This window comes from Bacillus sp. FSL R9-9530, assembly GCF_038008145.1.
Taxonomy (GTDB): domain Bacteria; phylum Bacillota; class Bacilli; order Bacillales; family Bacillaceae_G; genus Bacillus_A; species Bacillus_A mycoides.
The window spans coordinates 5,224,498-5,237,111 of the sequence record NZ_JBBOYO010000001.1 but is presented as its reverse complement, the minus strand read 5'-3'; the positions used below and the strand labels follow the sequence as shown (position 1 = coordinate 5,237,111).

At 35.2% G+C, this 12,614-nt stretch carries 12 protein-coding genes and 1 other annotated feature; of the genes, 3 read left to right on the top strand and 9 right to left on the bottom strand.

The features are described 5' to 3' along the window. Window positions 1-24: 24 nt before the first annotated feature. Window positions 25-381 carry a hypothetical protein gene (locus MKX66_RS26675; RefSeq protein WP_002128995.1) on the bottom strand — a complete coding sequence of 119 codons (357 nt, stop codon included), beginning with the start codon at window positions 379-381 and terminating at the stop codon, window positions 25-27. Window positions 382-523: 142 nt separating this feature from the next. Beyond that, window positions 524-743: a binding site (T-box leader), on the top strand. Between the two features lie 277 nt (window positions 744-1,020). Between MKX66_RS26675 and nhaC the strand changes: the two genes are divergently transcribed. Beyond that, window positions 1,021-2,394, top strand: coding sequence for a Na+/H+ antiporter NhaC (gene nhaC / locus MKX66_RS26670; RefSeq protein WP_215590158.1), 1,374 nt, complete (start codon window positions 1,021-1,023; stop codon window positions 2,392-2,394). Between the two features lie 49 nt (window positions 2,395-2,443). Here the strand turns inward: nhaC and cpdB are convergent, their stop codons facing one another. Further along, entirely contained in the window at window positions 2,444-4,819 is a 2,376-nt protein-coding gene (gene cpdB / locus MKX66_RS26665; RefSeq protein ID WP_341087468.1) for a bifunctional 2',3'-cyclic-nucleotide 2'-phosphodiesterase/3'-nucleotidase, read from the bottom strand. A gap of 261 nt (window positions 4,820-5,080) precedes the next feature. On the opposite strand from cpdB, the gene MKX66_RS26660 reads away from it, so the two are divergent. Together MKX66_RS26660 and MKX66_RS26655 are read left to right on the top strand one after the other, a co-directional pair. Then, window positions 5,081-5,860, top strand: a complete 780-nt coding sequence (locus tag MKX66_RS26660; RefSeq protein ID WP_326996597.1) for a GDSL-type esterase/lipase family protein — start codon at window positions 5,081-5,083, stop codon at window positions 5,858-5,860. Window positions 5,861-5,932: 72 nt separating this feature from the next. After that, on the top strand, window positions 5,933-6,379 hold the full coding sequence (locus MKX66_RS26655) for a MarR family winged helix-turn-helix transcriptional regulator (RefSeq protein ID WP_002088507.1): 447 nt from the start codon (window positions 5,933-5,935) through the stop codon (window positions 6,377-6,379). Window positions 6,380-6,403: 24 nt separating this feature from the next. On the opposite strand, the gene MKX66_RS26650 is transcribed toward MKX66_RS26655, so the two are convergent. From MKX66_RS26650 to argB, 7 genes are all read right to left on the bottom strand, one after another. Then, the gene (locus MKX66_RS26650) at window positions 6,404-6,610 is read right to left on the bottom strand and encodes a hypothetical protein (protein WP_326996598.1); all 207 of its coding nucleotides are present in this window, start codon (window positions 6,608-6,610) and stop codon (window positions 6,404-6,406) included. 58 nt (window positions 6,611-6,668) lie between these two features. Continuing rightward, the gene (locus MKX66_RS26645) at window positions 6,669-7,220 is read right to left on the bottom strand and encodes a DUF2062 domain-containing protein (protein ID WP_000858888.1); all 552 of its coding nucleotides are present in this window, start codon (window positions 7,218-7,220) and stop codon (window positions 6,669-6,671) included. 656 nt (window positions 7,221-7,876) lie between these two features. Next, window positions 7,877-8,338: an Imm30 family immunity protein gene (locus tag MKX66_RS26640; protein ID WP_002190613.1), complete on the bottom strand. Its 462-nt coding sequence runs from the start codon at window positions 8,336-8,338 to the stop codon at window positions 7,877-7,879. Window positions 8,339-8,360: 22 nt separating this feature from the next. Beyond that, window positions 8,361-9,353: a WXG100 family type VII secretion target gene (locus MKX66_RS26635; RefSeq protein WP_326996599.1), complete on the bottom strand. Its 993-nt coding sequence runs from the start codon at window positions 9,351-9,353 to the stop codon at window positions 8,361-8,363. Window positions 9,354-9,716: 363 nt separating this feature from the next. Continuing rightward, a complete protein-coding gene (gene argF / locus MKX66_RS26630; protein ID WP_061674752.1) occupies window positions 9,717-10,667 on the bottom strand; it encodes an ornithine carbamoyltransferase in 951 nt (316 codons plus the stop codon). A gap of 12 nt (window positions 10,668-10,679) precedes the next feature. After that, complete coding sequence (locus MKX66_RS26625; RefSeq protein WP_341087465.1) at window positions 10,680-11,840, bottom strand: acetylornithine transaminase; 1,161 nt, start codon at window positions 11,838-11,840, stop codon at window positions 10,680-10,682. Then, window positions 11,837-12,604 (bottom strand): acetylglutamate kinase, encoded by a 768-nt coding sequence (gene argB / locus MKX66_RS26620; protein ID WP_001286776.1) that lies wholly within the window; start codon window positions 12,602-12,604, stop codon window positions 11,837-11,839. The genes MKX66_RS26625 and argB overlap by 4 nt, the downstream gene beginning before the upstream one ends. Window positions 12,605-12,614: the final 10 nt, after the last annotated feature.

Genomic DNA, 12,614 nt, shown 5'->3' with positions numbered 1-12,614 from the left:
CAACTTATCATACGATAAGTTGTTCTACTTTCCATGTTGTATCTTTCCAATTTCTAAAATAATCTCTTCATCTTTTTTTCCTTCTGTATCAATTCCAAGTTGCTTAGCATGCTCAATTAACAAATCATGGCGCTGCTCAAATCTAGCGGTATCTACTTCTTTTGTAACCTCTTCTTTTGTTTTCCCCTCAGTAGAAACTCCTAGTTTAGTAGCTGCTTTTTCCATCGATTTCTTCTCTTCAGTTTCTTTCACTTTCTTCACTTCTGACTGCTGTATTTGCTTTTGTTTCGACTGCTCTGATTCAGCTGCAAAAGCTGTGTAAATTCCAGCACTTCCGCCAACGACTAGTAAGGTGGTAAAAAGAATTATTTTTTTCTTCACTCTTTCCTCCCCTTTCAAATTCATTATAACGCACATTTTTACAGTATGAAAAACATTTCTCCTTTATTTCCCTAAAAAAATATCGAATGTTTTTATTGACATGTATGATGAATATATGATAAAAATTTAACTAACATCATATGAATCGGCGTTGATAGGATTTAGTAGTATTTCGTTTTCTGATTTCAGAGAGCTGGTGGTCGGTGCGAACCAGTACAGAGCGATTTATGAATTACCCCCTGGAGCTTCTTTTACGAAACGTGAGGAGTAGTGAAAGACGGTTTAGACCGTTATGTCTAAAGAGTGGTGAAATGAAACTGTTTCACAATTTAGGGTGGTACCGCGAATTTTTCGTCCCTGCATATATTGCAGGGGCGTTTTTATTTTATGAGCGCATATCATATGACCCTTTATTTTGTGATACACTCCTTTCACAAGCTAGGGTGGTACCGCGATTTCTTCGTCCCTGCATAATTATATGCAGGGGCGTTTTTTTATCCAATCATTTCCGTATCATATTGAGATGTTGACAATTACCGGTAATTTGTCACAAAATTCTAAATTTTAGAAGGAAATATACAATATTGGCGAATTTTATATAAAAAAGAGCTATTTTAAATTACTTAGGAGGGGAAAACAATGGTTTCAAAAATTGAATCTGTTCTTTTAACAATTTTTATTTTTTTCTGTATTGGCTTTAGTGTTATCAAATTAGAAGTTTCACCACACATCCCAATTTTATTTGGTATCGTTCTTTTATTAGCATTTGGATTTATGAAAAAAATCTCTTGGTCTACTATGGAAAAAGGAATGATAAGTAGTGTTTCAGCTGGTATTCCATCTATTTTTATTTTCTTACTTGTAGGCGTATTAATTAGTGTTTGGATCGCAGCTGGAACAATTCCAACTTTAATGGTATACGGATTCCAGCTTGTATCTCCTAAAATTTTCGTCCCAACTGTTTTTGTTGTTTGTGCAATTGTTGGAACGAGTATCGGTAGTGCATTTACAACTGCCGCAACTGTAGGACTTGCCTTTATGGGAATGGGTAGTGCTCTCGGATACGATCCAGCTCTGATCGCTGGTGCAATTATTTCTGGTGCATTCTTTGGAGATAAAATGTCTCCTTTATCTGATACAACAAACTTAGCTCCTGCTGTAACAGGTGTAGATTTATTTGAGCATATTCGCAACATGCTTTGGACAACAGTTCCTGCTTTCATTATTGCTTTTATCGCATTTTTCATTTTAGGAAGCGGTACTAGTGGAGACGTTGACTTCACAAACTTTATTAGCACGTTAGAAAAAAACACAACGATTTCTATCGTTACACTTATTCCAATTTTATTACTGTTCCTATTTGCATTTAAAAAGGTTCCAGCAGTTCCAACATTGCTTGCAGGAATTGTGGTAGGAATTATTATTCTCTTTATTTTTAAACCTAGCACTTCTTTAGCTGATTTAATGAAAATTATGCAAGACGGTTACGTTTCTAAAACTGGTATTAAAGACATTGATAGCTTACTATCTCGTGGTGGTCTACAAAGTATGATGATGTCGATTGCACTTATTTTCCTAGCTCTTTGTATGGGAGGATTACTACAAGGAATGGGCATTATCACGCAGCTGATGAATATCATCTCTAGCTTCGTAAAAAATAGCACACGCTTAATTATTTCTACTGCTTCAACTGCAATTGGTGTAAACTTCTTACTTGGCGAACAATACTTATCAATCGTTTTAACAGGACAAGCATTCGCTAACAAATACGATGAAGTCGGTTTAGAACGTCGTAATTTATCACGAGTATTAGAAGATGCAGGTACAGTTATTAACCCGCTCGTACCATGGGGAGTAAGTGGCGTATTCTTATCGAACGTCCTTGGCGTTCCGACATTTGATTACGTTCCATTCGCAATCTTCTGTTTAGCTTGCCCGGTCTTAACAATTATTGTTGGTTTCACTGGATTTGGTCTTTCATGGAAGAAAGAAAAAGCAGTACCAGTTTCATAATATAATAAAAAGGATTACCTTAATCGGTAATCCTTTTTATATTTCTCCGCTATCTATTCGCTTTCTTTCTTCTAAATAGCATAAGTAATCCCGCTCCAACAAACGCCAGACCTGCTCCAATTGTAGAAGCAACACTTGTACCTGTTTTCGGTAAATCACGTTCTTCTTTACCTTCACTTACTTTCGTTGTTTCTTTTTCATTTTGATTATCTGTTGTAGTTTGTCCAGATCCCACGTTGTTTCCATCTTGTTTTGGTTCATTAACAGTATTACCTTCATCCGTTGGTGGTGTCGTTGGATTTCCTCCGTTATTGCCTTCACCTGTTGGCGGTGCCGTTGGATTCTCTCCATTATTGCCTTCACCTGTTGGTGGTGTCGTTGGATTTTCTCCGTTATTGCCTTCACCTGTTGGCGGTGTTGTTGGATTCTCTCCACCAGTTTCCTTATCATCATTCTTCTTCGTTATATCAATTGCATATTTAGCAAATTCATTTTCAGATGGTCCAACATATGATATTTTCCCATCTTTCTTTATATGATTTTGTGCATTTGGTGAAGAATCAAATGTTGTATTTAATTTATCTGCAACAATCGGCTTAAACGTCCAATTTTGATCTGCTGCTGGATCAATAACTGGTGTTTCTTGCATATACTTCACAATGATTTGACGTGTTTCATCTTGTGATTGGTATACAACTTCCCCTTTACTTACACCTGGGAACGTTTGGCTACTTCCACGATAGTTATTTGTAGCGACGATGAACTCTTGATTATCAGCTACTGGCTTCCCTTCATACGTCATATTTATAATACGATTCGTATTTGCATTTACAACTTTTCCATCTTTATCGTATTTCGCCGGTTGTGTTACATCAATTTCGTATTTTAGACCATCTAAAATATCAAAATTATATGTAGGATAACCTATATTTACTAGTGGCTGCTCTTCTGTTTTCGCTGGATCAATTTTATTAAACTGACCAGCAGACATTTCAAGCCATTCTTTTACTTGTGCCCCGTTTACTTTTACAGCATATAACGTATTTGGATATACATATAAATCCGCTACGTTTTTAATTGCTAATGTCCCTGCTGGAATATCCGTATAATATGTAGCACCGTTTCGGCCACCCGCTTTAAATGGTGCTCCTGCAGATAAAACCGGAATACCTTTAAACTTTTCGTACTCTGGTTTTTTAAGTTCTTCTTCTACATACCATTTTTGTGCATTTGTCACAAGTTGTACAGAAGGATCATCTTGTACTAATGAGAAATAACTATTAATTGGCGCTGTCGTTTTTCCTACAGCTGTATTCACATAATCAATTGTCGCTTGATGATCATCCTTAATTTCATTAACTAATCTTTGATCAGATTGTACTAATGGGTTCCCTTTACTATCAGCAATTGGACGAAGTTGCGGCTTCGATTGCTCTTTTTGTACTTCCCATTTTCCGTTTACCTTTTTCAATTGCATATCAATAATACCCAGGTTACTTCCAAAGACACCAGGCATTACAACAGGAACACCATTAAATACATCCTTCACTTCAGTATGTGAATGTCCCATTAATACTGCATCTACACCAGGAACCTCTGTTAAATAATATGAAGCATTTTCCATTTTGGGGCTACGGCCGCTCTTATCGACACCTGAATGGGCTAATGCAACAATAACGTCCGCACCTTGCGCCTTCATTTCTGGAACTAACTTTTCCGCTGTATCAACAATATCTTTCGCTTTTACTTTTCCTTCTAAATTTGCTTTATCCCAGTTCATAACTTGAGGTGGAACAAATCCCATTACACCAATTTTCACCTTTTGTTTTTGACCAGATTCATCCTCTACTTCTTTTTCAAAAATATGATATGGTTTATCAAAGTAATGCTTGTCATTCTCATCATTACCATCATGATCATCTATATAAACATTTGAGTTAATAACAGGGAACTTAGTTTTTTTAATCACTGACTTTAAATAATCTAAACCGTAGTTAAATTCATGATTCCCAAGAGAGATGACGTCATACTTCATTAAATTCATTACACGATATAATGGATGAACATAGTTAGGATCAACAGAATTCTCCTTCTCCTGATCTTTTATTTTATTCGCTACATAATCTCCAAGCGGTGTCCCTTGTAATGCATCTCCATCATCAAATAGGACAGAGTTTTTCGCTTCTTCACGTGCTTTATTAACGAGTGTTGCAGTTTGCACGAGACCTACTTTATTATCTGTTTTCGTTTGATAATAATCGTAATTCATTAAGTTAACGTGAATATCTGATGTTTCTAAAATTCGTAAGTTAACTGTACTCTCCCCAGCTTTTTCCTCTGCTTGAGCTGTTGTTGGCAACACTTGCGGTGCTATAACGCCAATAGCAAGTGTTGCTCCAGCTAGCATTTTTTTTGACTTTTTCACAAAAAATCCCCCTTATACAATTACCCCAAAATAATGAAGTGAATCTCTATCAGTCTCTAACCACATACCTTTTTTCTTCTATTAGAGCGATAATCTTCACCTTATCTGACATTATCATATCTAAAGTACTTTCATACCGTCAATATTTTTTGACACACTTCTACAAATTTTCTGTAAAGTTTTCATAAATATATAATATGCCCTTACATTGCTTATACTGCTGAATATGATACAATTACCAATTACAAGGAGGATGAATTTATGAAAAAAATCATCTTAACAATTGTTTGTCTCCTCCTTCTAATCATTTCTTATTCTTATTCTGAAAAGAACGATGAGACAAAACAAAAAGAAATTGAAAGAAAAACAGAAAAAACATCTGCTCCCAGTTGGATTGATAAGCAAACGAATGATTCCTTTTATCACCTCGTATTAGGTGATTCACTTGCAAAAGGATATGGATCTACACAAGGGGGATTTGCCGAATTAGCTTCTAAACAATTAGAAGGACAAATTCATAAACCAATTACGGTAGAAAACCTCGGTGTAAATGGTCTCACTACAGATCGTCTCGTTAAAAAAGTCCAGTCAGAAGAAGTTCAACAAAAAATTAGGGAAGCAAATATAATTACTATTAATATTGGAGCAAATAATTTATTCCGCTTAAATCGTGATGTAGGTGTTATAGATGGTATTAAAATGTTAAATAAAGAAAAAGCCCGTTTTGAAACGGATGTAAAAAACATTGTAAAGACCGTTCGAGATCAAAATCCGAATGCTTTACTCATTCTATCTGAACTCTATAACCCTTTACAACTAGATGACTCCATCGCAAGTTATGCAGATATGTTTTTAGATGGTTGGAATGATTCTATTTATTCTATTTCAAAAGCACATCAACCGTCGATTGTTTTACCAATTCGCAAATTAATATCGAAGGATAAAAAAGATTTACTATTTGACCAAGTACACCCAAATGATAACGGTTATACGATTATTGCCGATACATTTACAAAGCAAGTGTTATCCTACAAATATTAAGGCTACCATGAAACAATTCTATTTTTATACCTTGTCTTTTTTGTTACAATGATAGTAGAAGGGGGCCGTTATATGGAATCACGCGAGTGGGAACGTATTGTTGATCATCTTCTTTCGCTAGTGCCTCTTTTTTATCGCAAATTTATGCTTCCTGGAGAGTTTTCTTCTCAAAGACATATGCCGCCATCACATACGCAAGTGTTACTGCTTTTGCATGAAAATGGTACATTAGCAGTTTCAGAAATTGGCAAGCGGCTAGCGATTTCACGGCCTAACATGACCCCTCTATTAAACAAACTTATTCAAGAAGAGCTAATAGAGCGTCATTATAGCGAAAAAGATCGAAGGGTCATTTTAATTTCCCTAACAACTGAAGGGAAAATGTTAGTAAGTCAGTATCAGCAATTCATTTTAGGAAAACTAAAAGAAAATTTTCAAACATTATCTGAGGAAGAGCGTGAAAAGCTCATTTATTCTCTTAAAACCATTCAAAATTTAATTTTGAAAACAAACGCATAAAGCTGCTTCTAAATAGAAGCAGCTTTATGATTCGTAATAATTACCATAGTATACATTTGAATACGGCCATGTCGTTAAATATGGTTTTTGTTCTTGCGTAGGCTGTTGTTGTGGTATTTGTGGTATTTGCTGTAATTGTCGTTGTCGATATAACTCGTATTGTCTACTCATATCATAAACCGGATAATAATTTACATATGGGTATACTTGCGGTACGTAATAATAATACATTCATTCTCTCCCCCTTTTTCTTAAACATATTCAAAGGAGAAAATGAATGTGACATTCTTTATATTTGAACAAGTGGTTCTCTCACTTGTTTCTTTCTTTTCTTCAAACGTAACTTACGATTCTTTTCATATAAATAATGCACAACGAAATATGAAATTACCCCAAACACAATTCCTATTATCGTCATACCAATTAATACATATACTTCACTCTGTAATAAGCTCTTTAACATCGTAAAAATATGGCTCGAAAACAAATCTGATATCGTAAATGGTTCATGATGTATTTTCTGTACATCAAATGGATAAATCATTTTCCCTAACGCATAAGCAAACGGAAATAAAAATACTGGGAGAAACGATATTTTCCCAATAATATTACCAATGACCGCGGCTGGAAAAGATCCTTTTGCTAACCTGACAATTGGATAAAATATTAAATATACGAGCGATGCCGTATAAATTACCAACATTTCTAAACCAAATCCAATCGCAAAACCTAACGACACTTTCTTTGCTCCTTCTGGTGATCGAAGCAACTTATAATATTGAAACTTTAATATTCTCCACATCCGCTGAAAAAACGAATATGTTTTCTTAGTTGTTTTCAAATTCATCATCTCTTTAACTATATTTTTTCTATCTAGTATGTCCTTACATGATATGAAAAACAAATGTAGTTTACTCTTTTTATTATAAATGATATAGAGATGGTTAACCAAATATACATACGACATTTCAATATAAAAAAGCACACCTCTAATTGTTATTCGTGTCTAAAAATTTGAGGTGCACTTTAGTTGGACGGCTTTTTTCTTATTTATTCCCCTAATGTTTGTCCCATGTCATTTATTTTTATATCAAGACGAAAAAAGCACTTGTTGCCTTTAATCGACAACCCAGTGCTTTAAGTTCATCTGTTTTTAAGTAGCATAGATTTCTAAGTTTTGTAGTAACAGTTTGACAGCCTTTATATGTTGTGACAACTACTACGTTAAAACTTACGAGTTTGTACGAGTTCATTAGTTTTATGTCCATTCCATGTGTTTATATTCATCATCCAGTAAAATGTCATCTCGCCTAAGCTCGTACTTCGTTTTTCTATTCTATCATTGCACACAGTACTCCATGATGGTACAACCATCATGGAGTATGTACTTTTTAATAGCTTATTCTTATTCTTTTTCTTTCCACTCCAATAATAAATTCTTTTCTGTTAGCTTGCCTTATGTGCTTATATATCGTTTCAACTTTAAACATTAGATGGTTAGATGCTCTTAATTACCTCATTAACAGATTCACTAAACATATCAGGGTCTTCATTTTTTATATCAATCAATAATTCTTTAATACTAATCGTAATTGATGGATCAAATCCCGAAAGTACTTTTCCATATGCTAATCTTACTTGAGGGTGATTAAGAATTCTATAATGTAAAATTTCTACCCATTCTTTAGCTGAGTTAATCATCTTTGGAAAAGCTTTAACAATACATACAAGTCCTTCTTCTATGTTATTTTTATATAAGCTCTCTATTCCATGAATCAAACCAAACATAACCTCAAATTGCTCAGTCTCATCATCCAGAACTAAACATAAATCTGTAATAACAGAGACGTCATTGTACTCTATTACTTCCATTAATGACTCATTAAAATCTCGTATCTCATTTTCATTTTCTAATAAACGATTATCATATAGTCTTTTTAAATGACTCTTAATATCCAAAGGTAATCATCCTTTCCATGTTTTATTTATCAAATAAATGCGGATACAGCTCTTTGTTTCTTTTAATAACTTCTCTTAAACCTTCTCTTATCTCAGCAGTATATAAACCATCTTTTATATAAATTTTTCGAGCATCCAAGATATCATGAGATAAGGCCTCACGAAAGCTAAGGTTTAAATACGCCTGCGATTTTTCTCCTGATAGACCATATGTATATGTTTCACGATGTCTCCCACCAGTTCCAGGATGAGGTTGTTCCATATTCATACTCACACCATCATTCCTTTTTATACCAGCTTGTTTCATTTTCTGTGCAGAAGGCATATGATGTGGAGTAATATTATCAAAAGCAGTTCCTTGTTTCACAAGTTGTTTATAGGTTCCAACTTTTCCTTCATTAGTCAATAGAGCTTTATCCGCACCATTAACTCCATTGACTTTCTCCACAGGTACTTTTTTAGCTTTATTCACAGCCTCAGTAGCCTTAGCAGTCATTTTAACTCCTTTTCCTACTTTAGCTATCTTTCCAAAGGGTGTAAGGCCGGCTACAGCCATGACACCTGCCCCAGCACGTTCCCACCCCGAAAGTTTTTCGCCAGTAGATGGATCAATACCATCCCAAACACGACGAACATCATACTCCCCACTTATTTCACCCGCTATATCCCTAGCTAGTTTTTTACCATCAAAACCCTCTTTTTCTGATGATAGTGGTCCACACATTGCACCTTTTTCCATTGTAACATCTTGATTATCTGTATTGCGGAATTTCTCAGCAATTCGTTTCAAATCTTCTTCTACTTTTACAAGTGAATGAATAGATTTAAAAGCTTTTGGTCGCGCATCATTGAACATTTGAATGAACTGTTGATTGGAGGCACCAATCCACTGAAAACACAATTGATCTATTTCATTACATAATTTATTATGTATAGATTCTAATGCGATTCGAGTATTACTTGCACGATTAGCAACTTCTTCTAGCATTTCAGGTGTTACTTTAATTTGAACCATTTTTTTCCTCCCTCTCCCAATTAAAATTATGAGATAAAAAGAAAAAATGTAAATACGGAAACTTCAGGCTAACCAAAAGTCTTTATATAACATAAAACCTGCTTAACAACAAATGAAGCCTATGTGTATGTGAAGTAAAGGAAAGAGCCTTCCTGGTGAACAGGGCCCAAAAGGTTAGATAAAAAATTAAGTAGCTATTTCTCTAATGGATATCCCTCGTCTATCCATATAATTAAGTACATTCAGTGTATACTGAAGGGAATATGTTTTTATTTCATTTACTTTTTCTTCTAGTAAGAATTTAACCATAAAAAAATACACCTCCAATTGTTATTCGTGTCTAACAATTGGGGTGCACATCATTTAGGAAGGCTCTTCTACATTTTTAAATAAACTTACTAATAATGCTTTTTGCGCATGTAATCGATTACCAGCTTGCTCAAATACGATAGACTGTGGTCCATCTATAATTTCTCCTGTTACCTCTTCTTCACGATGGGCAGGTAAACAGTGTAAGAAACGATATGTTTGCTTCGCATGCATAACAAGTTCTTTATTGATTTGGTAAGGTTGAAATAAAGTATATTTCTCTTCTTCTCCCTCTTGCCCCATGCTCATCCAAACGTCAGTATAAATGAAATCCGCTTCACTCACCGCTAGTTCAGGGTTATGCAAAATTTCAATTTCAGCTCCTGTTTCTTCAGCAATCGCTAACGCTTTTTTTACAATTTCCTCATTCGGTTCATACCCTACAGGCGTTGCAACAGTCATATTCATTCCGACTTTCGCACTCGCTAACAACAATGAATGACATACGTTATTCCCATCACCTACGTAAGCCAATTTAATTCCTTTAAATGTCTTCACTTCTTCATAAATCGTCATTAAATCTGCCAACGCTTGACATGGATGATGATCATCCGTTAATCCATTAATTACAGGTATGCTCGATTCTTTTGCAAGCTCTTCTACATCCGCATGTGAAAATGTACGTATCATAATCCCGTCAATGTAATGAGATAACACTTTCGCAGTATCTGAAACGCTCTCCCCTCTTCCAATTTGCATCTCTTTCCCACTTAAAAACATGCCATGTCCTCCGAGCTGTACCATTCCTGCTTCAAAAGATACGCGAGTACGAGTTGAATGTTTATCAAAAATGAGCCCTAATATTTTTCCTTGTAATAAAGGCTCCTGCTTATTCTTTTTTAAATATATAGCAAACTCAATTAAAGAAATGATTTCTTCTTGCGTCAATTCTTCTAGTGTTAAAAGATCTTTCGTATTTAATTTCGGTACTTGTACAGTTGACATGAAATTTCCCCCTTATATGATTGATGCATTTTTTGTACAAACCACTTTTTTTATCATATATACTGCCTGTTCTAGCTCTTCATTCGTTACAATAAGTGGTGGTAATAGTCTTATAACATTAGGCCCTGCTTGTAATACGAGAAGTCCTGCTTTTTCTAGTTGTTCTATGACATTTGCAACCTGATGCTTGCATTCGATTCCAATCATAAGTCCCTTACCACGAATATTTTGAACACATTCAACGTGTCGTAATTCTTCTTGCAATTTCTTTAATACGTACTCGCCCTTTTCCTGTACCTCTTTAAAAAACGATTGTTCCTTAATGAATTGCAATACTTCTTTCGCTGCAGTCATAGCAATATAATTCCCACCGAAAGTTGAACCGTGTGCCCCGGCAGTAAAAGAAGAACCTAGTTCTTTTCGGCCAATCATCGCTCCAACTGGAATACCATTCCCAAGCGCCTTTGCGATGGTAACGATATCAGGAACTATTCCCATTTGCTCATAAGCGAATAGTGTTCCTGTTCTGCCTATTCCAGTTTGTACTTCATCTATAATAAAAAGAGCATTGTACTGATTACATAGTTTTTCAATTTCCTTCAAAAAGGATGGATCAGCTAATATTACTCCTCCTTCTCCTTGAATAACTTCTACCATTACCGCCGCAACTTCTTCATTCATTACTTCCTCTAATGCTCGTATGTCGTTAAATGGTATATGTAAAAAAGACGGAAGTAATGGACCGAATCCTTCTTTCACTTTATCTTGCCCTGTTGCACTCATCGTTCCAAATGTTCTCCCGTGGAAAGATTGCTCACATGTTACTACGAGAGATTTTCCAGTATGCTTACGTGCTAGCTTTAAAGCCGCTTCATTTGCCTCCGCCCCGCTATTACAAAAAAACACATGATCTAATACTGTATCTTCTGTTAATAATGATGCGACCTCTTCTTGTAAGGAGTTCGTAAATAAGTTAGATATATGCCATATATTTCCAAGTTGCTTTTCTACCGCCTTTACAACCGTAGGATGACAATGTCCTAAGTTACATACTCCAATACCAGAAGTGAAATCTAAATATTGCTCACCACTTTTATCAATAACTTTCGCCCCATTGCCCTTTAGAAATTCAATTTCTCTTCTTCCATATGTTTGAAAAAGATGGCTTGTCATACGATACTCACTCCTTTCGTTACCGTCGTTCCAATACACTCTCCGGTAACTTCAGCAAAGTCTTTTGTACCATTCACGACACTTACCTTTTGCACTCCCATTTTTAATGACGCTAGTGCCGCCTGTACTTTCGGAATCATCCCGCCTGTAATAACCCCTTTTTCAATAAAAGTATCAATTTCAAATTCGTCCGTTTTCTTTACTAATTTTCCTTCATGTAATATTCCATCTACATCTGTAATAAAAATGAGTTCCTTTGCAGATAATGCTGCCGCAATTCCAGCTGCAGCATTATCCGCATTTATGTTATAAATCTCATTTTCATTTATCCCGATTGGAGCAATAACAGGAATATAATTCATATTTATTAACCCTTTTAGTAAGGCTGTTTCGACATAACTTACTTCTCCCACATATCCTATCTCCTTGCTGACAGGTTGAACTTGAAGTAAATTGCCGTCACATCCTGAACAACCTACCGCAAGTAAATTATGCTTTTGTAAATTCATTACGAGTTTTTTATTCGTACTTCCACATAGCACCATTTGAACAATATCCATAACTTCTCTTGGTGTTACTCGTAACCCATCTCTTTTCTCTACTTTGATGTTACAATCTTTTAATTTGGCATCAATTTCTGGACCACCACCATGAACAATCACTACCTTATACTTTTGTTGCAATTTCTTTATACAATCAAAAAACACATCATTTAATTGATCCAACATACTACCGCCGCATTTCACTACAATATAATCGCTCATCTTCCCTCTC